This window comes from Streptomyces sp. NBC_00203, assembly GCF_045206325.1.
Lineage (GTDB): Bacteria > Actinomycetota > Actinomycetes > Streptomycetales > Streptomycetaceae > Streptomyces > Streptomyces lutosisoli.
In genome coordinates, this window is the sequence record NZ_CP108126.1 from 1,731,050 (window position 1) to 1,752,094 (window position 21,045).

Here is a 21,045-nt window from a genome sequence, read left to right on the forward strand (position 1 = left end):
CGCCCTGCTCAGAGCGCCCGGAGGCCGTTGATCACGTCGCGCAGAATACTCTCGTCCGGCAGTTCGGCAGGGGGTACGGGACGTGTCACATGGACCATTTCGTCGTCCACCAGGTCCCCGATGAGGACCCGGACCACTCCAATGGGCAGGTCGAGTTCGGCGGCGAGTTCGGCGACCGACTGAGGGGCGTCGCGGCAGAGTTCGACGATGTCCACGTGTTCCGGGGACAGTGTCTGGTCCGCTTCGGGGTCGTCGGCGTGCGGTTCGGTGACGACCACCGCGATCAGATCGAGGCGGTGCTGGGCCGGACTGGTGGTGCGGCCCCGTGTCATGGCGTACGGACGGACCACCGGTCCGGCCTCGTCGTCGAACCAGTGGCGTCTTCCCTGACCGTCTCCGCTCACGCTCATGTCATCCCACTACCCGCCCGAAGGCAGATCGGTGCGTGGAGCGGCGGCCAGATGTACGCCGACCCGCTTGACCAGGAGCGTCATTTCGTACGCGACCTGCCCGACGTCGGAGTCGGCGTCCGAGAGGACGGCAAGGCAGCTGCCGTCACCGGCGGCCGTGACGAACAGGAAGGCCTCGTCGAGTTCGACGACGGTCTGCCGGACGCTGCCCGCCTCGAAGTGGCGGCCGACGCCCTTGGCGAGGCTGTGGAAGCCGGACGCGACGGCGGCCAGGTGCTCGCTGTCCTCCCGGGTCAGGTCCTTGGAGGCCCCGGTGGGAAGGCCGTCGCCGGAGAGCACGATCGCCTTGCGGATGCTGGCGACGCGGTCCACCAGTTCGTCGAGAAGCCAGTTCAGCTCGCCTGTCGCCTTGCTGGTCGTGGTGGGCCCTGCGGCCTTCGGTGCGGTCATCGACCGTCCCCCTTTGTCGTTCCTCTTGCTGTGCCGTCCTGGGCCTCGTCGCCCGCGGCGTTCTCCTCGCGGCCGCGCTGCCAGCCCCTCTGGAGCGAGGCCATCCGGTTGCGCACCTCGTCCGCGTCGCGCTCGGTGAGGTCCGCTCCTGTGCCGGTGCGGTCCTTGTCGCGCTCGGTGCGCCGCTCGGGGCCGTCCTTCAACTGCGGGGCCAGATTGGCCTGTCGGACGCGGCGGGGCAGCGGGCCCATGCCTGATTCTGCCTCTCCCGTCGTGGCGTCGGAGCGCGGGGTGGTCTCGTCCGTGCTCGGCGACGCGGTGGTGCGACGGGTGCGCCTGGGGAGGGCGGGGGCGTCTCCATGGCCGCGCGCCTCACGGAGAGCGGGCGCCTCGCGAAGGCCGGCAGCTTCTCGCACTCCGGAAGCGTCGCGAAGGCCCGAGGCCTCGGGGCGCTCGCCGCTACGCCGGGCCGGGGTCTCACCGCGCTCACCGCGCCTGGCCGGCAGCGGCTTCGCGCCGCCGAGTTCCACCGCGCCGCGCTCCACCGGCTCCGGGCTCCCCACGGGTCCCAGGTTCTGCACCGGCTCCAGGCTCTGCAGCGAGTCGAAGTCCTCGGCGAACTCCCCGTCCGCCTCGTCGCGCCGGGACCTCGTCTGGGTCACAGGGCGCCCGTGCGAGCTGACGAGCTTGGGAGTCCGGCGCCTCGGCAGCGGGACCGGCGCGACACCCGGAAGGTCGTCGTCACCGGAGCGGGCGGGCTCGCCAAGGCCGTCGTGGGCCTGCTGCAGCTCGCCCGGAACACCGGCTATGGAGCGACGGGGCCGGAACAGACCGCCGCGCTCGCTGTCCTCGTCGTCGAGGGCGCCCGGGAAACCGGTGAGGGTGTCCAGGTCGACCGGCGCCTCCAGTTCGACCGGACCGTCCAGGATCGAGGCGGGCAGGCCCGGGAGCCGTACCGGCACCTGGGAGAGCGCCGCCTTGCGGCCCTCCTCGGTCTCGCCCTCCTTCGTGGGCAGCGTGCGGTCGAGGCGGAAGCCTATGCCGTTGGTGTCCGGGACGTCGTCGGTGAGGAGCACGTCGGGGATGAACACGACCGCGGTGGTACCGCCGTACGGGGAGGGCTGGAGGGAGACGCGGACGTTCTGCCGCTGGGCGAGCCGACTGACCACGAAGAGGCCGAGCCTGTCGGTGTCGGAGAGTTCGAACTCGGGGGTCTCGGCGAGCCGCAGGTTGGCGTCGAGGAGCGCCTCGGCGGCCATGCCCAGGCCGCGGTCGTGGATCTCCAGGGTGAAGCCGTTGGCAACGCGCTCACCGAGGACCTGAACGGCCGTGTGCGGTGGCGAGAACACCGTGGCGTTCTCCAGGAGTTCGGCCACGAGGTGGGTGAGGTCGGCGACCGCGGGTCCCGTGACGGCGACTCGCGGCAGCCGTCGTACCTCGATGCGCTCGTAGTCCTCGACCTCCGCGACGGCGGCGCGGACGATGTCCATGAGTTGTACGGGCTTGCGCCACTGCCGGGACGGGGCGGCGCCGGAGAGGATGACCAGGCCCTCGGCATGGCGGCGCATGCGGGTGGTCAGGTGGTCGAGGCGGAACAGGTCGGCGAGTTCGTCGGTGTCCTCGGTCCTGCGCTCCATGGTGTCGAGCAGGGTGAGCTGCTTGTGGAGCAGAACCTGACTGCGGCGTGCGAGGTTGACGAAGACCTCGGAGACGCCGTCGCGCAGTTCGGACTGCTTGACCGCGGCCTCGACGGCGGCGCGTTGGAGGGTGTTGAGGGCCTGGCCGACCTCGCCGATCTCGTTCTTGTCGTATTCCAGGCGCGGCACTTCGGTCTCGACGTCGACCTGTTCGCCGGCGGACAGGCGGCGCATCACGCTGGGCAGCCGGACACCGGACGCCTCGTGGGCCTCCAGTCGCAGTCGGCGCAGGTCGCGGATGAGGCTCCGGCCGATGCGTACGGACATCACGAGCGAGACCAGCAGAGCGATGAGCCCGATGACGCCCGCGACGACCGCCTTGACGATGACGCCCATGGCCACGGGCTGGACCCGGTCCTGGTAGCGGTCGCCCGCCTTGTCGTCGAGCCTGCCGAGGTCGTCGAGCACATGTCCGGCCGCGTTGTCCCAGCTCTTCGCGGTGACGCCGCGCGGCGAGCCGGCGGCGGAGTTGACGACGGACTGCTCGGCGACGCGCAGGGGCGCCGTGTCGGCGTTCTTCCAGTAGCGCTGGAAGCGTTCGCGTTCCGAGGAGGGCAGCAGCGGCAGGCTGATGTCGTAGAGCAGCGTGCGCTGGGCCACGAGGTCGGAGATGTCGCGGATCTCGTCGCGGGTGATGCGGCCCGCGACAAGTGCGGAGCCGAGGAGGGCGTCCTCGCGGGAGAGCAGCTCGCGGGCTCGGGCGACGTTGACGAGGGCGCGGCCCTGCTTGTCCATCTCCACGTCGTCGAGCACATGAAGGTTGGCCATCAGGACGTAACAGGGGTCGATCAGACGGTTGTACTGGTAGAGGGCCTGGGACCGGTTGACGGTGCCGTCCTCGACGCTGTGGCGCAGCGAGTCGATTCCGTCGACGGCGTCCAGGATGGCGGTGAGGCGCTCCGAGGTGCCCCCGCCCATCTCCTCGCGCAGGTCCTCGTCCTGGGAGTTCTTGCGGACCTTCGCCACGACGCTGTCAGTGGCGGTCCGGCTGCGCTTGAGCGCCGCGAGCGCGTCGGAGGCGCGCGGATCGGCCAGATAGACGAGAGTCTGGCGGCGTTCCTGCTGGAGGACCCGGACGGCGTCCTCGGTGGGATAGCCGATCTTCTCCACGATGTCGGCCACGTTGAACAGTTGGTTGGCCGCGCGCCCCGTGAGCACGGTCGCGAAGGCCCAGATCGCGGTCAAGGACACCAGCGGCACGAGGAGCAGCGCCACGATCTTCCGGCGGATGGACTTCCCGCGAAAGCGCATGGCCTCCCCCAGCTCAACCCCCTCCGGCCCGGGGGTACACATGTGCGTCAACAAACGGCGTGAGCCTACTACCGACGCACAGGTAACTCGAAGCGCTGTCCGGACGCAGCTCCGGCGGGATGGGAACGAGACATGGGCAGTTGTCCGTTCATTGGGGGAGATTGCCTCCCCGAAACCGGCTCTTGAGGCCGGATCCCATCGGAGCGGTGAACTTGGTCAGTTGGCCGGATTTTTTCGCTCGTTGGGAATCTTCGAGGCACGCCGTTCGTCTTTCTGTACGGGAAATGGGGGCGGAATCGGCCACAGGGGCCGCATGCCGCGTCCAGGCGGCGTAAAACAGTGCAAGCCGGGCAGCCACTGGGGAGCCGGTGTCGCATGACACCAGTGCGAGGGGCCTGCTGGGCGGTGGGGAGTGACGAGTTGATGGGCACGGCGGAGCGGCACGGGGCGCTCGGGACAGGGGTGGCGACGCCCGAGGTGGCACGACCGGCCACTCAGGCACCGGATCGCGACATTCCGGCGGACGGACGCGGTCAGTTGGACGAGCGGCGCGACGCGACGCGCGGTCGCGGCGAGCCGGACGGTCAGGGCGCTGCCATGAGCGAGCGCGGCCGGGCTCCTGAGCAAGGCGTCGCGGCGGAAGGGTACGAAGAGGAGGGTTACTACCGGCCGTTGTGGATCGAGGAGCCCGCACGCAGACGGCGGTTGCCCGATCCGGTGCGTACGGCGGCCGTGCGGGCGGTGATCATCATCGCCGTGACGCTCACGCAGGCGGTGGTGGCCTTCCTGTGCACCGTCGCGGGATCGTGGCTGGCCTTCCCCATGGTCCTGAGCAGCGTGGCCAGCACGGTTGTGGCCACCTGGGCCGCCCTCGACGTCTGGGTCACACGACAGGTGTGGAACCAGCGGAACGGAGTGGTGTCGGAACCGAGCAGCACCGCGCGGACCCTGCGACGCGAGCGACGCAAGGCCAAGCGACAGACGCGGGCCGCGGAGCGCGCGCAGGAGCGGATACGTCGCCAGGGCGGCGGGGCCGGTCAGTTGTCGCACTCCTAGGCACGACCTGGGGGCGCCCCTCTTGACCACGACCTGGAGCTGCCGCTCTCGTCACGGCCAAGGAGGCGTCCCTGGTTACGTCGTCACAGTGCCGCCGGCTCCACCGGGCCTGCCCTGCGGGCCGCTTGCGGCTGGGCTGGCGACTCCCCGCGCCCCCTATGGGGCGCTGGGCGCGGGCCTTTTGAACATCCTCGTCGCCGTGATCTCGCTGTGTACCGAATCATCCTCCCCGGCTGAGGTCTGCTGCGGCAGTCCCGGTCGGAGGTGTTCCTCGACGCTGATGTATTTCAGCCCGGCGCGCAGGTCTGCGTCGTTGCGCAGCCGGATGACGAGGGGGAACTCGGCGAGCGCGGTCGTGTCGAACAGGCCTGTGGTGTAGAGGAGTTGGACGCCGAGCGCGTCGGACACGGCCCTCTGCAACTCCAGCAGGTACGTCGCGTTGGCGCGCCCGATGGGGTTGTCGAGGAAGAGCGTGCCGGCATGGCGGTGCTTGTCGCGGCCCCGGTCGTTGCTGCGCAGCGCGGCCATCGTGCAGTACAGCGCGATGGCCGCGGTGAGCAGCTGGCCGCCGGAGAAAACGTCGCCCATCTGCCCGACCGGGACGCGCTCGGCACGCAGTACGGCGTCCGGCTTCAAGATCTCCACGGCGATGCCCTTCGGCTGCAACGCGGCGCTGACCCCTCGCAGCAGCAACGACATCCCGTCACGCCGCATGTCGGAGTTCTTCTTGACCGCCGCGCGGGTGGCCTCGTCGACGACCTCGCCGAGCCGCTCGGTGAGCGTCGCCTGGTCGGGCTCCTCGAAGCGGATGCGCAGGAACTCCTGCCCGGACCACTCGCCGAGCCCCTCGGGAAGCCGGGAGAGCCGCTGAGCGGACCGCAGCGTGGCGAGAGCCGATTCCACGAGCCCGCGCAGCCGGTCCACGATCGAGTCCCGGTTGCGCTCCAGCTGCTCCAACTCGTCCGTCAGCACCCGCAGTCGGGGCGCGAACGCGTCCGCCCACTTCTGGGCGTGCTCGGGCAGCGCGGAGGCGGGCAGCTCACGGATCTGCTGCCGCGCGGGGGTGCGCACCTGCTCGTAGCGCGTGGAGTTGGCATGCCGGACGAGGATGTCGCTCGCCTCGCGCACGGAGCCCTCGGCGGCGGAGAGGTCGGCGGCGCAGCCGCGCAGCGAGCGGCGGGCCTCGGCTGCGGAGTGCCGGGCCTCTTCGAGGGTGCCGGGATAGGGCTCCGGCTCCTCGTGCTCCTCGTCGGCGTGCTCCCGCAGCAGGTCCCTGAGCAGGGCGGCCGTCTCGTCGAAGCCACCGGCGGCGTCCTCGGCGGCGCGGTGGGCGTCGAGCAGTTCGGCGTGGGCCTCGCGCGCCTGGCTCAACGCCTCGGTACGGGAGGCGAGTTCGGCGGTGGCGGTACGCAGCAGGCTCTGCGCGTGCTCGGCATCGCGCGGAAGCAGCTCCTCCGGAAGCTCGGTGTGGGTCTCGCCGTCCTCGGGTGCGTGGCGCTCGGCCTCGCCGCGCAGGCGTCCGAGCTGCTCGCTCGCGGTGGACATGCGGGTCTCCAGGAGCTGCACGAGCTCCTCCGCACGCGCGGCGGCGGCCTGCCGGGAGGGCCCGTCGGAACCGTCCGGCGACTCCAGGAGCTGCGCCGCCCGTGTCCGCACCTTGTTGCTGAGCCGGTCCCACTCGGCCAGCGCCGCGCTCGCGTCGCTCTCGGACCGCGCCTGCTCGGCCCGCAGGTCGGCGCCGACGCCGACCTTCTCGTACAGCTGGGAGGCGGCCCGGTAGGCCTCACGCAGGGCGGGCAGCGACGACTTCGACGCGCCTGTCTCGTCCTCCGGTACGTCGTCAGGGGCGCCCGCGATCTCCGCGCGCTCGGCACGCAGCGCGCGGGCCGTGCGGCGGGCGTCGTCGGCGGCGCGCTGAGCGGCCCGGCGGTCCTCGTCGGCGGCGCGGGCGCGCTCCAGGCAGACCTGGGCGCGGGCCTCCGACTCCGTTGCCTCATCGGCTAGTTCGCGGACCTTGACCTGCCAGCCTGCGCGCTCGCGCAGCCGGTAGGCGAGTCCGGCGAGCGCGTCGGCGGCACGCCGGGCCCGCTGGGCGGCCTCCTGCCGCTCGTCCCGTACGTGGGCCGCCTCGGCGGCCGACTCGTCGGCCTCCGCCCGGACGGTACGCGCCTCGGCGAGCTCGGCCTCGGCCTCCTCGGCGAACGCGCGTGCGTCCCGGGCGGCCGTGGCGAGCTCGACGAGCCGCCCCGCCGGACAGCCGGTCCGCCAGGACGCCAGCCGCGCCGCCAGCTCACGGTCCTTGCCGAGCCGTGCCGCGAGAGTGCGGATCTCCTCGTCCCGCTGGGTCGCGCGGGTGCGCAGCGCCTGCCGTTCCTCGTCGGCGGCGTGCTCGTCGTGCATGGCGGGGTTCGGCGGTACGAGGAACACGTCGCCGCCGCCCGCATCGGGGGCCGGAGTCGGGGCGAGCAGCGCGGCGGCGGTGCCCACGGCCACGGCGGACCGCGGCAGCAGTGCCGCGTCGCTGAGCACCTCGCGGGCCCGTGCGTGCGTGTCCGGGTCGGTGATGATCACACCGTCGACCAGCTCCGGCCTCGCGGCCAGCACGCGCGCGTGGTCGACGGGGTCGACGGCCTGCGCGAGGTAGCGCCATCCCGGCAGTGCGGGGATCCCGTGCTCGCCGAGGTACTCGACGGTGGCCAGCACGTCCGGCCCGGGGGGTAGCAGCCCTCCGTCACCGAGCGCCCCGAGGATGCGCGCGTCATCGGCCGCTGCGGTGCGCAGTTCGAAGAGCTGACGTTCGGCGGAGGCTACGCCGTCGTCGAGGAGCTCGCGGAGTTCGTCGGCGTAGTGGTCCAGCTCTTCGGGAGTGAACGGGGCGCCACCGGGACCGGCGGAACTGTCGGCTTCCTCATCACGCCGCGGCTGCGGAACACCGTGGCGAACGCCGCTGCCGGGGAGGCTCAGCAGTTCCGCGAGCCGTTCCTCCCCCGCCAACGCCTCGGCCGTACGCCGCTCCCCGTCGTACGCCAGCTCCGCCGCGGTCGCCGCGTCCGCCGCGCGCGCCGCCGTGAGCTCGGCGCGCGACTCGGCGGACGCAGCCTCCCGAGCATGCTCCGAAGCGCGCCGCGAGGCCTCCCGCGCGGTGTCCCAGGCAGCGACGGCCGTCTTCTCGGCATCGCTGGCGGCGAGAGCGGCGCGGGCCGGGTCGGCGTCGGGGGCGCTGTCGTCGAGCCAGCCGGCGCGGACCGCCTCGGCGGTCTCCTGCTCGACCTCGCTCAGACGCTGGCGCAGATGCCCGACCTCACTTCGGGCGCGCTGCGCTGCGGTGGCCGCGGCGGTCGAATCCGCGTACGCCGTCTCGCCGATCTCCTGGAGCCCGGCGGACCGCTCCTCCTCCTCGTTGGCGAGCGCCTCGGCGCCTTCGGCGGCGCGGTGCAGGGCGCGTACGAGGTCGACGGCGGCCCTCGCGCGCGCGGCGAGCGCGGGCGCGGCGTCCCGCTCGGCCTCCAGGATCGCGGCGGCCACGCGCGCGGAGCGGTCGGCGGCGGCGCGGTGCCGCAGTACGGCCTCGGCGGCCTGCCAGGCCAAGTGCAGTGTGCGCGCGTCGGCCAGCTCGCGCTTCTGCGCGGCTGCGGACTTCTCCGCCCCGGCGAGTGCCAACGAGGCGTGCCGGTAGGCGAGTTCGGCGGCGATCAGGGAGCTGCGCTCGCGTGCGCCTTCCGCATGGGTCACGGCGTACGCGGCGGCCGTCACCCGCTGCGCGAGTTCACCGGCGCGCACGCGCTCCTGTACGGCCCGCGCGGTCAGCCGCCGCGCCAGCGTCCGCGTACGCCGCTCGGCGCCCGCGTGGATGTCACGCGCGCGTGCCCGCGCCTCGGCGGCCTCGACGATCCGGCCGAGCAGATCCACGGACCCGGCCGTGAAGTCCCGCTCGGCGATGAGCTCGGCGCGCCGCCCCAGCTTGTTGCCGAAGCCGCCGACCAGATCGGCGAGTCCGTCCGTGTCCCGGGTGTCGGTGACCGCGCGCAGCAGCAGGTCGGTGAAGTCGGAGTCCTTCTTGACCGCGAAGAGACCGGCGGCCTCGCCCTCGTCGGCGTTCATCTCCCGCTGGTAGCGGAAGAGTTCGGGATCCAGGCCGAGATCCGTCAAATGCTCGTTCCAGCGGTCGTGGATCTCCTCCCAGTGCACTTCGAGGTGCGGATACGCCTTGCCCGCCTCGGTGATCGCGTCCCGGAAGCCCTTCATGGTGCGCCGCCGCCCCTGCGCGCCGGACGCGCCCTCGACGGACGGCCGTACGGCGGTGGCCTCGGCGACGGGCAGGTTGTCCAGGCTCAGCCCGGGACCGGGCCGGAACGAATACCAGGCTTCCGCGAACTTCCGCGGGTCGTTGGAGACCTGCCGCCCCCGCCACTCGCTCACCTTGCCGACCACGACGCACTCGCCGGTCAGCGTGTGCTGCCACTCCAGCGCGACATGCCCGCAGTCGTCGGCGAGCAGGAACTTGCGCAGCACACCGGAGCTGGCGCCGCCCAGCGTGTTGCGGTGGCCCGGCAGCATCACCGAGAAGATCAGCTTGAGCAGCACCGACTTGCCGCCGCCGTTCTCCAGGAAGAGCACACCCGCGGGCGCGGGCCGGCGCGGCGGCCCGACGGGCTCCTCCTCGAAGAACTCCGCCTGGGTGGGCGCGGGGTCGGGCACGGGCTCGCCGACACCCCGCAGGTCAAGCACGGTGTCGGCATAGCGCGCACCGGCAGGCCCGATGGAGTAGAGGCGGACCCGGGACAGCTCGTACATGGCGGCGGACTCTCGTAGTCGTAAACGAAGTTCAGGCGGTCAGGAGTGGAACGGCAGTCCGGCGTCGGCCGCCAGCTCCAGGTCGTCGGTGTCCTCGGCGGGCAGCAGAGTCGCGGTGCCGTCGGTCACCGGGACGATGCCCAGCTCAAGGAGCTCGGCCATCGCCGCACTGCCCGCCATGTCACGGACCTGGAGCTGATAGCGGGCCGTCGTCCGGTATGTCCCCCCGGAGTCGTCCCCGGTGCGCTGCAGGAACCCGGAGTCGGTGAGGAACGCGACGGCCTTGCCGACGATGCCGGTGGTCGAGCCGGCCAGTCTTCGCGCGTCCTTGGTGGCCCCGGTGGAGCTGCGCCGCGCCCAGATCCGCCAGGCCGACTCAAGCCCGGGCGCCTCGGTCGCCGGGTCGGTGTTCTCGCCCTGCTCCTCGGCCCGCTCCTCAAGGCGATGGCAGGCCTGCCGTACGAAGGCATCGACGCCGTTGACCGAGACGCGCCCGATGTACCCGTCGTCCGCGAGGTCCTCGGGGCGCGGGAACGCCATGGCGGCGACGGCGAGATGCGCGAGCCCGTGCAGGAAACGGTCCCCCGAGTCGGCCGACGCGCGACGCGCGTAGTCGCCCATACGCACGGCGAACACCGAGTCCTCGGCGGCGGTCACCGCCATCCCCGCGCGCGGCGACACCTCCAGGACGACCAGCCCGAGCCCGGCAGCCACAGCGTCGGCAAGCCGCGCGAAGGGCGGGTCCTCCCGGTAGCGCCGCAACAGTTCCGCGTACTCCTGATCCCGCGCGGGCTGCAATTTGGGCTGCAGCCCAAAGGCGACGAGCCGCGCCGCGTCGGCGGCGTCGGCAGGCGTGACGGGCGCGTTCGCCGGCACGGCGGCGGCTTCCGGTTCACTCCACTCGACGTGCTCGGTCACAGCAGGGGCTCCTTGTTCAGACGTACGGCGGGAAAGGCGCCCCCGTCAGGGGCGCGGGGAACTGCGCGAGCAACCACGGACAACCCGCAGGCCACAAACAACCCTCGGCTGCCCGACGCGTCCAGCGAAAGGGTCATGTCCGATCCGCCGCCATCCCCGCCGCGTCCAGCAGCGCCATCCCCACGATCAGATCGGCCCCACCGAACTCCGGATCATCCAGCTCGACCCCGTCGTCCACGGCGAACAACAGCTTCTCCTCGCCCTGCCGATACGCGGTGCCGACCGGCGGACTGGCCGCGTGAACAGCCAACAGGGCTACCAGGTAGGGAAGTTCGGGATCCCGGCGGCGCGCCTCCGCGAGCAGCCCCGACAACCGCCGCGGCGCGTCCGAAGGCAGGTCCAGCAGTTCCATCGCGGAAGCGAGCTGCTCCTCGCTGAACCGGCTGTCGTCCGGCGTGGCAATGAGGTCCGGCTCGGGCATCTCCGCCCCGAGGTGCTCCCGCTCCACGGGCGGCGTCAGCAGTATGTCGACCAGGTCCCCCACGCGTACGGCCACCGGCGTGCGCAGACCGGTCCCGCGCGCGAAGAACGCGTCCGTCACGCGCAGCGCCTGCTCCACGGGCAGCGGCAGCACGGGCGCGACGAGATGCCCGTAGAGGTCGATCCCCGAGGTCGTCATGGGCGTGGCGAAGGCCTGCCGGTCCTGCTCGGCGCGGAAGAGCGGGCCCGCCTCCAGGAGGCGGGACTGCAGCTGCGTATGCCTGCGGATGCAGTCCTTCACGATGTCGACGAGCTCGGCGGCGCGGCGCTTCTGCTCGGGGTCCTCGGACTCGTCGCGGGCCTTGCGGATGTTGGTGAGGATCGCGTTCTCGTGCCGGTAGCGGTCGGCGACGTGGTCCAGGGCCTCGGCGATCATGTCGGGCACCGCCTGGAGCCAGTCGACGGCCCGCACATTGCGCCGGGTCGCGTCCAGCGCTCTGCGGAGCGTCTCCGAGTACTGCACCGTCCGGTAGCGGGCCTGCTCGGCGGCGAGCTGCGCGTCGGCGAGCCGGCCGCGGCTGATCAGCACCTCCAGCTTGACCTCGGCGGCGATCTGCGCGCTGGTGACGTCGGTGTCGAGGGCGCCGACGAGGACGTTGACCGCTTCGTCGGTCGTACGGAGATAGACGCTCCCCCCGTAGCCGGGCACCTCCTCGATCAGCTTGAAGTCGTAGTCGCGGCGCACATAGGAGCCGTCGGGCGCGAAGGTGCCGTATACGGCCCGGAAGCCGCGGTCGACGCTGCCGACGTTGATCAGGTTCTCGAGGACCCAGCGGGCCACGCGCTCGTGCTCGGCGACGGGCCGCCGCGGGGCCTGGGCGGCGATGCGCGGAATGAGCCTGGCCACTATCTGGTCGTGGTCGGCGCCCGTGTCGAAGTCCATGTTCAGTGTGACCAGGTCGATGGCGGCGAGGGCGACCTCCGCCATCCCGTACACCGTGTACTCACCCGCGAGGTTCGCCTTGCGTACATCGAGGTCGTGCAGCGGCGCCGTGCAGGCGAGCGCGCGCAGCCGCCGCGCCAGGCCCTCGTCGGCGGCCGGGCCCGGCGCGGGGCGCGGCCCCGCGCTGAGCTGGGGCGGAACGCTGTCCGTCGATGCAGGCGAAGTCACGGTGCACAGACTAGGTCCTCGGTCTGACAACGACCCAAACGACGCAGAAGCGACTACCGTCACACCAGCGCGAGAGGGGCTCAGCCGAGGCCCTGGCCGCCTTGGGCCACCCGTCGCCGGTACACCTCGACGACCCTCTCCAGCGAGTCGCCCAGGTAGACCGCGAGCAGCCTCTCGGCCTCATCCCGGTCCCCCGCCTGCAACGCCTGGAGGATCTGGCGGTTGCGCGCGAGGTACGGCTCGTGCAGCCGCCTCGGGTCGTCCACGAGGTGGAAGGCGAGTCGCAGTTCGGCGAAGACGCTGCGCATCAGCTCGTCGGTCCGGGCGCTGCCGGCCAGCGCCACCAGCTCCCGGTGGAAGTGGATATTGGCCGTACCCAGACTTTTCCAGTCATTCTCGACGGCCGCCAGCTGCCCTGCGGTGACCGCGGCGGCGAGGCCTTCCAGTGCGTACGGCGGCTCGCCGAGGCCGCGTACGACGGCGCACTCGACGAGGCCGCGGGTGCGGTAGATGTCCTCGACGTCCTCGACGGTCAGCACCCGTACGAAGACGCCCCGGTTCAGTTCATGGACGAGCAGACGTTCGTGCGTGAGCAGCCGGAACGCCTCGCGCAGCGTGTTGCGCGAGACGCCGAGCGCCCCGCCGATGCTGTCCTCGGACAGCCGTGTACCGGGAGGGAAGTACCCCTCGGCGATACGGCTCCGAAGGATGTCCGAGACCCGTTCGGCGGTGCTGGTGCGGCCCAGCAGGGCGCGGTCGTCGGCCAGTCCCGTCAGCTGCTCTGCCATGCCCGGAATTCAATCGCAGATACAAGAACGAAACAACATGGGTATTGAGGGATCGTTCAACGATCCTCTACCTTGCTCCTCATGGCGCCATCCGCTCCCCCGGCGCCGACCGCTTCCGCACGGCACGGCTCAGTCCTCAAGCACCCTCCGTCCCTCACTGTGAGGTGCCCATGAGCACGACCCCTCCATCCCAGGCCCTGGCGGCCGACGCCCGGCCCGGCACGGAACAACTCACCACCCAGGAAGGCGCGTTCGCCTGGCTGCACGCGCTCGGTCCGCGCGGCCGCCGCGCCTTCGCCGGCGCGTTCGGCGGCTATGCCCTCGACTCGTACGACTACTTCACGCTGCCGCTGAGCATGGTCGCGCTGGCGGCGTACTTCGGCCTGGACAGCGGCCAGACCGGCCTGTTCACGACGGTCACGCTGGTCGTCTCGGCGATCGGCGGCGCCGTCGCCGGCGTGGCCGCGGACCGGTTCGGGCGCGTCAAGGCGTTGATGATCACCGTGATCACCTACGCGGTGTTTACCGTCGCCTGCGGTTTCGCGCCCAACTACGAGACTCTGCTGGTGTTCCGCGCCCTTCAGGGCCTCGGTTTCGGCGGCGAGTGGGCGGTCGGCGCGATCCTGGTCGCCGAGTACGCGAGCGCGAAGCACCGGGGCCGCACGCTCGGCGCGGTCCAGAGTTCCTGGGCCGTCGGCTGGGGCCTGGCGGTGGTCGTCTACACGCTGGTCTTCCAGTTCGTCGGCGCCGACCTGGCCTGGCGCGTGATGTTCTGGACCGGCGCGCTGCCCGCGCTGCTCGTCGTCTGGGTACGGCGTCGGGTGCAGGACGCTCCCGAGGCGGCCGCCGAGCGCGAGAAGAGCGGCCAGAAGGGTTCGTTCGCGGCGATCTTCAAGCCGGGTACGGCCGAGGCTCCCGGTCTCCTGCGCACCACGTTCTTCGCGGTCCTGCTCTCCACCGGTGTCCAGGGCGGCTACTACACGCTGGCCACCTGGGTGCCCACGTACCTGAAGACGGAGCGCGGCCTGTCCGTCGTCGGCACCGGCGGCTACCTCACGTTCCTGATCTCCGGAGCCTTCATCGGCTACCTCACGGGCGGCTACCTCACCGACAAACTGGGCCGCAAGCGCAACATCCTGCTCTTCGCGATCCTCTCGGCGGCCTGCATCCTCACGTACGCGAACATCCCCAGCGGCGCCAACACTCTTCTCCTTGTGCTCGGTTTCCCGCTCGGCTTCTGTATGTCGGCGATCTTCAGCGGCTTCGGCTCGTTCCTGAGCGAGCTGTATCCGGCGGCGGTGCGCGGCACGGGGCAGGGCTTCACGTACAACACGGGGCGCGCCGTGGGCGCCGCCTTTCCCACCACGGTCGGCTTCCTGGCGGACAGCTGGGGTGTCGGCGGCGCGCTGGTCTTCGGTGCGATCGGCTACGCCCTCGCCGCGCTGGCACTGATCGGACTCCCCGAGACCCGTGGCAAGGAGCTCCTGTGAACGACACCGTCCAGGACCGGCCGTCGAACCTCACCCAGGACCGCCCGTCGCCCCTGCTGGAAATCGACGGCCACGCGCACGCGTGGACCCCCAAGAAGGCGCGTGCCCGGTTCCGTTCGGGCGTGTCGGGCCCCACCGCCGGAGTCGCCGCGGGTCACACCCAGGCGAACCTGATCTCGGTGCCCGCCGACTGGGCGTACGACATGCTGCTGTTCTGCCAGCGCAACCCGAAACCGTGCCCGGTCCTCGACGTCACCGACGCCGGTTCCTGGACCACTCCGCTGGCTCAGGGCGCGGACCTGCGCACCGATCTGCCGCGCTACCGGGTGTGGGAGAACGGCGAGTTGACCGACGAACCCACGGACGTGACCGACCGCTGGCGCAACGACCTGGTGTCGTTCCTCATCGGGTGCAGCTTCACCTTCGAGTGGGCGCTGAGCGAGGCGGGCGTCCCCATGCGCCACATCGAGCAGGGGCGCAACGTCTCCATGTACGTGACGGGGCGCCAGTGCCGTCCGGCCGGGCGGCTGCACGGCCCGATGGTGGTGTCGATGCGCCCGGTCCCGCCCGAGCACCTGGCCGCGGCGATCAGGGAGAGCAGTCTGCTGCCCGCCGTGCACGGCAGCCCGGTGCACTGCGGTGAGCCGTCGGGGCTGGGCATCGAGGATCTCTCGCGTCCCGACTTCGGCGATCCGGTGGACGCGGCGCCGGACGACATCCCGGTGTTCTGGGCCTGCGGAGTGACACCCCAGGCCGCCGTAGTGGCGTCCCGCCCACCGTTCGCGATCACCCACGCGCCCGGCCAGATGTTCCTCACGGACACCCGTGACGAGCAGTACCGCGTGGCCTGAACAGGAAAAGACCTGACCGGGAAGGTCCCGGTCAGGAGATACAGGAGAGACCGCATCTCATGACCCCGATCGATCTCAACGCCGACCTCGGCGAGGGCTTCGGCCGCTGGCGTCTGACCGACGACGAACAGCTGCTGTCCGTCGTCACCAGCGCCAATGTGGCCTGCGGTTTCCACGCCGGGGACGCGGCCACCATGCGGCGGGTGTGCGAGCTGGCGGCCGAGCGCGGCGTACGGATCGGCGCCCAGGTCTCCTACCGGGACCTGGCGGGGTTCGGGCGGCGCGCGATGGACGTACCGGCCGACGAGCTGGCCGCCGAAGTGGCGTACCAGATCGGCGCCTTGGAGGTCTTCGCCCGCGCGGCCGGCACGCGTGTGTCGTACGTGAAACCGCACGGCGCGCTCTACAACCGCGTCGTGCACGACGAGGAGCAGGCGGGGGCGGTCGTCGAGGGCGTACGGCTGGCGGACGCCACCCTGCCCGTCCTCGGCCTGCCCTCCTCCCGCTTCCTGAAGCTGGCCGAGCAGGCCGGACTGCCCACCGTCACCGAGGCGTTCGCGGACCGCGCGTACACCGAGGAGGGCACCCTGGTGCCGCGCACCCAGGCCGGCGCGGTGATCACGGACGCGGACACGGTCGTCGAACGCTCGGTGGGCCTCGCCCGCTTCGGCGTGGTGACCTCGTACTCCGGGGAGCGCATCCCGGTCCGCGCCCGCTCCCTGTGCCTGCACGGGGACACGCCGGGCGCGGTGGAGCTGGCCCGCAGGGTGCGCGACCGGCTGGAGCACTCGGGCGTCCGCGTGGAGGCGTTCGCATGAGGGTACTGCCAGTTGGCGACGACTTGGGCGCGCTGCCGCCCGGCGACGGCACGCGGGCGCTCTCGGTCGGCGAGGACATCCGGGCGCTGCCCGTCGGCGACCGGGCCCTGCTCGTCGAGGTCTCCTCGGGCGACGCGGCGCAGGCCCTGCACGCCGAACTGCTGCGCCGCCGCGCGGAGGGTTCCCTGTCCGTGCGCGAGATCGTCCCCGCGGCGCGCACGGTCCTCCTGGACGGCCTGGACGACCCCGGGCGTCTGGCGGAGCGGCTTCCCACGTGGGACATCCCGCCGCTGCCCGCGCGGGCGGGCGGGGCGATCGAGATCCCCGTACGGTACGACGGTCCCGACCTGGCGGATGTGGCGGCCCTGTGGGGTGTGGCCGAGCGCGAGGTGCCCGAGATCCACGCGGCGGCCGAGTTCCGGGTCGCCTTCTGCGGGTTCGCGCCCGGCTTCGGTTACCTCACGGGGCTGCCGTCGCACTACGACGTGCCTCGCCGGGCGACCCCGCGGACGGCGGTTCCCGCGGGTTCCGTGGCGCTCGCGGGCCCGTACACCGGTGTGTACCCGCGCTCGTCACCGGGCGGCTGGCAGCTGATCGGCACGACGGACGTGGTGCTGTGGGACCACGCGCGCGTGCCGGCCGCGCTGCTGGCTCCGGGCGCGCGGGTCCGCTTCGTACCGGCGCGGCGCTCATGACCGACCGGGCCCTCTCCGTCGTCCGCTCCGGGGCGCTGACCACCGTCCAGGACCAGGGCCGCCCCGGCCACGCGCACCTCGGCGTACCGCGCTCCGGCGCGCTCGACGCGCCCGCGGCGGCGCTGGCCAACCGGCTGGTCGGCAACCCTTCCGAAGTGGCTGTCCTGGAGACGACGCTCAACGGCTGCGCCCTGCGCCCGCGTTCGGCGATCACCGTGGCGGTGGCGGGAGCGCCCTGCCCTGTCACCGTCGACGGCCGTCCGGCCGCCTGGGGTGCGCCCGTTCGTGTGCCGGCCGGGGCGCTGCTGGACGTCGGCCACGCGCGCGCGGGGCTGCGCAGCTATGTGGCCGTCTCCGGTGGAGTGGCCGTGGACCCGGTCCTCGGCAGCCGCTCCACCGATCTTCTCTCGGGCCTGGGCCCCCCGCCGCTCACGGACGGCATGGTGCTGCCCCTGGGACGCCCCGCCGCGCTCCACGCGCGCGTGGATGTCGTCCCGCACGCCGCCCCGCCCGCCGAGCTGGTCCTGCGGGTGACGCTGGGGCCGCGCGACGACTGGTTCACGGCGTCGGCCGTACGCGTCCTCACCACCCGCGCCTACCGGGTGTCGTCCGCGAGCAACCGCATCGGCCTGCGGACGGAAGGGCCCTCACTGGAGAGGGCCGTTTCCGGTGAACTCCCCAGTGAGGGCATGGTCCTGGGCGCCGTCCAGGTACCGCCCGACGGCCGGCCGGTCGTCTTCCTCGCCGATCATCCGACCACCGGCGGGTACCCGGTGATCGCGGTCGTCCGCCCCACCGACCTTCCCGCGGCGGCTCAGGCCGTCCCGGGCACGCCGGTGCGCTTCGTGGCCGTACGCCGCCGCTGAAGCCGGCAAGCGCCCGCACGCTGCCGCCGAGCGCCCCTGCGCCCCCGCCGAACCGTCATGCCGCGTCCGGCTGTTCGGCCACCGACAGCGCGGCCAGCGCGGCCAGCGCGGACGAGACGGCGTGCGAGGCGCTCAGGTCGAGGCGCGCGCTGGTGCCGCGCGCCCGGTGGCGTAGTTCGGCGGCGGCGAGGGTGAGCAGCTGCGGGAGCAGGTCCGTGCAGCGCCGGGCCACCCATCCCGTTCCCGCGGTGGCCAGCCACCACAGGCTGGCCGATCGCGTGGGCACGGGAAACTCGGGCTCGGCCGAGGGCGCCGTCCCCCTGGCGATGTCCTGCTCGGCGAGCAGCGCGTGGAAGCGCAGGGCGAGTTGCCGGTGCCCCTGCTCTCCCGGGTGCAGCCGGTCCGCGCTCCACATCGCGCGGTCCGTCAGCCACTCCTCCTCCGCGGCGTGCAGGTGCATCGCCCCGTGCCGCTCGGAGAGCGCGTGCACGACCGTGTTGACGGCCCGCTGTCGCCGGGCCAGCGGTCGCGCCAACGCCCCCGGCAGTCCAAGCATGGAGCCGGGATCCGGGAGACAGGCCGTCATCACCACCGCGTCCTGAGCGCGGAACGCCGCGTACACCTTGTCGAGCCGCTCGGCCACCGAGTGGATGTCGAAGGTGCACCGCAGGGTGTCGTTGACGCCGATCACCACGGAGACGATGTCAGGCTCCAGGGCCAGCGCGGCCGGGGTCTGCCGCTCCAGCACATCCCGGGTCTGCGCCCCGCTGACCGCGAGGTTGGTGAACTCCACGGGTGCGTCCGCCGGGGCGAGCCCCTGCGCGAGCAGTGCGGCCCATCCCCGCCACGCGTCTCCGACGGGATCACCCATGCCTTCCGTCAACGAGTCCCCGAGGGCCACGAACCGAAGGGGTCTCATCCGACGCCTTCCTGCAAGCGCGGGCGCGCCTGGACCACCGCGTCGTGCGCGGCGAGAAAGCCCTCTACGGCGGCATCCCATCCGAAACACTCCGCACGCGCGCGTGCGGCCTCCCTGCGCTCGCTCTCGGGGCGCCCGAGCAGCAGCCGCACGGCGTCCGCGAAGGAGTCCCCGCGGTCCGCCACGGTGGCCCCTGCCGACCCGACGATCTCCGGCAGGGCGGACAGCGCGCTGGCCACCACGGGCGTGCCGCAGGCCATCGCCTCCAGGGCGGCGAGCCCGAACGTCTCGGCGGGCCCTGGGGCCAGGCACACGTCGGCGGAGGCCTGCAGCGCGCCGAGCACGGCACGGTCGGAGACGTGCCCGAGGAAGGTGACGGGCAGCCTCCGCTCCCGGGCGCGCAGTTCGAGCCGGGCCCTCAGCGGTCCGTCCCCGGCCACGACGAGCACGGCACGCTGTCCGCGCCGCAGCAGGGCCTCCAGCGCGTCGAGTGCCGTGCCGGGCCGCTTCTCGACGGACAGCCGGGAGCACATCACGAGCAGCGCCTCTCCCCCGCGCGCGTACTGGGCGCGCACGCCCGGATCGCGCAACGCGGGGTGGCGCCCCACAAGGTCGACGCCCAGGGGGGCGCGTACGACATTGCGTGCGCCGATGCGGACGAACTCACGCTCGGCGAACTCCGTGGTGCACACCACACGCGCATAGGTGTGCGCCGTACGGATGTTGAGGGCGTCGGCGGTCCGCCGGGCCATCCCCTCGGAGAGCCCCCAGGTCCGCAGCACTCCGTCGGCGGTCTCGTGGGAGACCATCACGGCGGGCACCCGGGCCCGCCGTGCCCATACGCCGGTCCAGCGCAGGGTGGTCCGGTCGGAGACTTCGAGGCGGTCGGGGGCGAGGGACTCCAGGAGTCGGGCCACCCGCCGCTTGTCCGTGAGCACGCGATAGCCGCCGGTCCCGGGGAGCAGCGGACCGGGCAGCGTGATCACCCGCCCCTGCTCGGTCTCGCGGTCGCTCGCGCGCTCACCGGGGATGATGAGCACCGGCTCGTGCCCGGCCGCCCGGTAGCCGGAGCCGAGCTCCCGCAGCGCGGTGCGCAGACCGCCGGAGGCGGGGGCGACGAAGTTGGCGAGCCGGACGATGCGCAGGCTCATGCCGCCACCAGCTTCCGCGCGGAGAGCACATCGGCGTAGTGCCCGATGAGCTGATCGCCCACGGCGGCCCAGGTGCGGCCCTCGACCGTGGCCCGCCCCGCGGCGCCGTAGGCGGCCCGCAGCGCGGGATCGGCGGCCAGCGCCCACACCGCGTCCCGTACGGCGGCCCCGTCACGCGGCGGCACCAGCAGCCCCGTACGTCCGTGGGCCACCAGATCGAGCGGTCCGCCCGCGGCGGGCGCGACGACGGGCACCCCGCTGGCCATGGCCTCCTGCACGGTCTGGCAGAAGGTCTCGAAGGGACCGGTGTGCGCGAAGACGTCCAGCGAGGCGAAGATCCGGGCGAGTTCGTCGCCGGTGCGACGCCCGAGGAAGACGGCGCCGGGCAGCGCCTCGGTGAGCGTGTGCTGACTCGGCCCGTCGCCCACGATCACGACGCGCACGCCGTTCAGGCCGCAGACTCCGGCGAGGAGCTCGACCTGCTTCTCGGGGGCGAGCCGGCCGACGTAGCCGACGATCAGCTCGCCGTTCGGCGCGAGTTCGCGGCGCAGTGCCTCGTCCCGGCGGTCGGGACGGAAGCGGACGGTGTCCACGCCGCGCGGCCACAGCCGTACCCGGGGCACTCCGTGTGTCTCCAGGTCGTGCAGGGCCGCGCTGGACGGAGCGAGCGTCCGGTCGGCGGCGGCGTGCACGGAGCGTATGCGCCGCCACGCGGTGGCCTCACCCGCACTGATGTACGTACGGGCGTATCCGGCGAGGTCGGTCTGGTAGACGGCCACGGCGGGGATGCCGAGCCGGGCGGCGGCCGCCATGCCGCGGACGCCGAGGACGAAGGGGCTGGCCAGGTGGACGATGTCGGCGCGGTGTTCGGTGATCGCCGCGGCGACGCGTCGGCTGGGGAGGGCGACGCGGACCTGGGGGTAGCCCGGGAGCGGTAGGGAGGGGACACGGACGACGGGGCACGGCGCGAGGGCGTCGGGCCCGTTTCCGGCCGCTGTGGCAGGGGCGACGACAAGGGGAGCGTGACCGCGATCGACGAGGTGCCGGGCGGTCTGGAGCGCGCAGTGGGCCACGCCGTTCACATCGGGGGGAAAGGATTCGGTCACGATGACGACACGCATACCCGTGTTGTCGCCGGGCTGGACGTGGCCGCGTCAACGTGGATCTTTCCTGACGAGGAACGTCCCATGAGCGTTGCGCTCCACACCCGTCCAGGTCAGCCCGCGTCCACGCCCTCCTG

The 21,045-nt window shown here is 72.5% G+C and carries 16 protein-coding genes; 6 read left to right on the plus strand and 10 right to left on the minus strand.

Annotated features, from left to right (window positions below; translation table 11 throughout):
• Positions 1-8: 8 nt before the first annotated feature.
• From OG975_RS08070 to OG975_RS08080, 3 genes are read right to left on the minus strand one after another with little or no spacing between them, the layout of a single operon-like run.
• Positions 9-404: a DUF742 domain-containing protein gene (locus OG975_RS08070; protein ID WP_327434910.1), complete on the minus strand. Its 396-nt coding sequence runs from the start codon at positions 402-404 to the stop codon at positions 9-11.
• 15 nt (positions 405-419) lie between these two features.
• A complete protein-coding gene (locus OG975_RS08075) occupies positions 420-860 on the minus strand; it encodes a roadblock/LC7 domain-containing protein (protein ID WP_327427156.1) in 441 nt (146 codons plus the stop codon).
• Positions 857-3,808, minus strand: coding sequence for a nitrate- and nitrite sensing domain-containing protein (locus OG975_RS08080; protein ID WP_406328413.1), 2,952 nt, complete (start codon positions 3,806-3,808; stop codon positions 857-859). The genes OG975_RS08075 and OG975_RS08080 overlap by 4 nt, the downstream gene beginning before the upstream one ends.
• A 375-nt stretch (positions 3,809-4,183) precedes the next feature.
• Between OG975_RS08080 and OG975_RS08085 the strand changes: the two genes are divergently transcribed.
• Positions 4,184-4,864 (plus strand): hypothetical protein, encoded by a 681-nt coding sequence (locus tag OG975_RS08085; RefSeq protein WP_406328415.1) that lies wholly within the window; start codon positions 4,184-4,186, stop codon positions 4,862-4,864.
• A gap of 156 nt (positions 4,865-5,020) precedes the next feature.
• On the opposite strand, the gene OG975_RS08090 is transcribed toward OG975_RS08085, so the two are convergent.
• From OG975_RS08090 to OG975_RS08105, 4 genes are all read right to left on the minus strand, one after another.
• On the minus strand, positions 5,021-9,658 hold the full coding sequence (locus OG975_RS08090) for a hypothetical protein (protein ID WP_406328416.1): 4,638 nt from the start codon (positions 9,656-9,658) through the stop codon (positions 5,021-5,023).
• 39 nt (positions 9,659-9,697) lie between these two features.
• A complete protein-coding gene (locus tag OG975_RS08095; protein ID WP_406328418.1) occupies positions 9,698-10,576 on the minus strand; it encodes a hypothetical protein in 879 nt (292 codons plus the stop codon).
• Positions 10,577-10,709: 133 nt separating this feature from the next.
• Positions 10,710-12,227, minus strand: a complete 1,518-nt coding sequence (locus OG975_RS08100) for a hypothetical protein (protein ID WP_406328420.1) — start codon at positions 12,225-12,227, stop codon at positions 10,710-10,712.
• 80 nt (positions 12,228-12,307) lie between these two features.
• The gene (locus OG975_RS08105; protein ID WP_406328422.1) at positions 12,308-13,015 is read right to left on the minus strand and encodes a GntR family transcriptional regulator; all 708 of its coding nucleotides are present in this window, start codon (positions 13,013-13,015) and stop codon (positions 12,308-12,310) included.
• 170 nt (positions 13,016-13,185) lie between these two features.
• On the opposite strand from OG975_RS08105, the gene OG975_RS08110 reads away from it, so the two are divergent.
• The 5 genes from OG975_RS08110 (at position 13,186) to OG975_RS08130 (ending at position 17,735) form a co-directional block, all read left to right on the plus strand.
• Positions 13,186-14,505, plus strand: a complete 1,320-nt coding sequence (locus tag OG975_RS08110) for an MFS transporter (protein ID WP_406328424.1) — start codon at positions 13,186-13,188, stop codon at positions 14,503-14,505.
• Complete coding sequence (locus tag OG975_RS08115) at positions 14,502-15,356, plus strand: putative hydro-lyase (protein ID WP_406328425.1); 855 nt, start codon at positions 14,502-14,504, stop codon at positions 15,354-15,356. The genes OG975_RS08110 and OG975_RS08115 overlap by 4 nt, the downstream gene beginning before the upstream one ends.
• 59 nt (positions 15,357-15,415) lie before the next feature.
• Entirely contained in the window at positions 15,416-16,174 is a 759-nt protein-coding gene (locus OG975_RS08120; protein WP_406328426.1) for a LamB/YcsF family protein, read from the plus strand.
• A gap of 77 nt (positions 16,175-16,251) precedes the next feature.
• Positions 16,252-16,869, plus strand: coding sequence for an allophanate hydrolase subunit 1 (locus OG975_RS08125; RefSeq protein WP_330310015.1), 618 nt, complete (start codon positions 16,252-16,254; stop codon positions 16,867-16,869).
• Positions 16,866-17,735, plus strand: coding sequence for a biotin-dependent carboxyltransferase family protein (locus OG975_RS08130; protein WP_406328427.1), 870 nt, complete (start codon positions 16,866-16,868; stop codon positions 17,733-17,735). The genes OG975_RS08125 and OG975_RS08130 overlap by 4 nt, the downstream gene beginning before the upstream one ends.
• Before the next feature lie 55 nt (positions 17,736-17,790).
• Here OG975_RS08130 and OG975_RS08135 read toward each other — a convergent pair whose 3' ends face one another.
• Genes OG975_RS08135 through OG975_RS08145 form a run of 3 tightly spaced genes read right to left on the minus strand, consistent with a single transcriptional unit; the run spans position 17,791 to position 20,926 of the window.
• Positions 17,791-18,654 carry an SGNH/GDSL hydrolase family protein gene (locus OG975_RS08135; RefSeq protein WP_406328428.1) on the minus strand — a complete coding sequence of 288 codons (864 nt, stop codon included), beginning with the start codon at positions 18,652-18,654 and terminating at the stop codon, positions 17,791-17,793.
• Entirely contained in the window at positions 18,651-19,805 is a 1,155-nt protein-coding gene (locus OG975_RS08140) for a glycosyltransferase (RefSeq protein ID WP_406328430.1), read from the minus strand. Before OG975_RS08140 ends, OG975_RS08135 begins: the two co-directional genes overlap by 4 nt.
• Positions 19,802-20,926, minus strand: coding sequence for a glycosyltransferase family 4 protein (locus OG975_RS08145; RefSeq protein ID WP_406328432.1), 1,125 nt, complete (start codon positions 20,924-20,926; stop codon positions 19,802-19,804). The genes OG975_RS08140 and OG975_RS08145 overlap by 4 nt, the downstream gene beginning before the upstream one ends.
• Positions 20,927-21,045 lie beyond the last annotated feature (119 nt).

Excerpts from the sequence above, each read along its gene's own strand:
- OG975_RS08090 (WP_406328416.1), bottom strand. The coding sequence starts at position 9,658 with ATGTACGAGCTGTCCCGGGTCCGCCTCTACTCCATCGGGCCTGCCGGT.
- OG975_RS08130 (WP_406328427.1), top strand. The coding sequence starts at position 16,866 with ATGACCGACCGGGCCCTCTCCGTCGTCCGCTCCGGGGCGCTGACCACC.
- OG975_RS08080 (WP_406328413.1), bottom strand. The coding sequence starts at position 3,808 with ATGCGCTTTCGCGGGAAGTCCATCCGCCGGAAGATCGTGGCGCTGCTC.
- OG975_RS08075 (WP_327427156.1), bottom strand. The coding sequence starts at position 860 with ATGACCGCACCGAAGGCCGCAGGGCCCACCACGACCAGCAAGGCGACA.
- OG975_RS08135 (WP_406328428.1), bottom strand. The coding sequence starts at position 18,654 with ATGAGACCCCTTCGGTTCGTGGCCCTCGGGGACTCGTTGACGGAAGGC.
- OG975_RS08110 (WP_406328424.1), top strand. The coding sequence starts at position 13,186 with ATGAGCACGACCCCTCCATCCCAGGCCCTGGCGGCCGACGCCCGGCCC.
- OG975_RS08120 (WP_406328426.1), top strand. The coding sequence starts at position 15,416 with ATGACCCCGATCGATCTCAACGCCGACCTCGGCGAGGGCTTCGGCCGC.
- OG975_RS08140 (WP_406328430.1), bottom strand. The coding sequence starts at position 19,805 with ATGAGCCTGCGCATCGTCCGGCTCGCCAACTTCGTCGCCCCCGCCTCC.
- OG975_RS08145 (WP_406328432.1), bottom strand. The coding sequence starts at position 20,926 with ATGCGTGTCGTCATCGTGACCGAATCCTTTCCCCCCGATGTGAACGGC.
- OG975_RS08085 (WP_406328415.1), top strand. The coding sequence starts at position 4,184 with ATGACACCAGTGCGAGGGGCCTGCTGGGCGGTGGGGAGTGACGAGTTG.
- OG975_RS08105 (WP_406328422.1), bottom strand. The coding sequence starts at position 13,015 with ATGGCAGAGCAGCTGACGGGACTGGCCGACGACCGCGCCCTGCTGGGC.